The following is a 324-nucleotide window of genomic DNA, read 5'->3' on the forward strand; positions in this document are numbered from 1 at the left end:
TTGGAACACTTTCTCGTTCACAAATGAGGAATGATCCTCTTTTTCGGCAAAACTCTTATATTGTTCAAACTGGGGATACACTGTTAAGCATTGCTCGACAAAGAGGGGTCAGTGTTGAGGCATTAAAATTAGTAAATGGCATAAGGAGTAATTCCATTTATATCGGTCAGGTCCTTATGATTCCAAGTGGGCGTACAGCAGAAACTTCGAATGTTCGCAATAATGATTGGGGTGCATCAAAACAATCTTTATCCCAGTCTCAATCTGCATCTTCCATAAGACACAAGAAGTATTCATCTACAGAGAAAGCTCCTATAACACCCA

Annotated in this window: 1 protein-coding gene; it reads left to right on the plus strand. The window is 39.5% G+C overall.

Annotated features, from left to right (window positions below; genetic code table 11):
• On the plus strand, positions 1 to 324 hold a 324-nt coding region (locus ACFINO_RS10515), incomplete at both ends, for a LysM peptidoglycan-binding domain-containing protein (protein ID WP_375655790.1).

The sequence above is a fragment of the Bartonella sp. AA83SXKL genome, assembly GCF_042196965.1.
Classification (GTDB): Bacteria; Pseudomonadota; Alphaproteobacteria; order Rhizobiales; family Rhizobiaceae; genus Bartonella.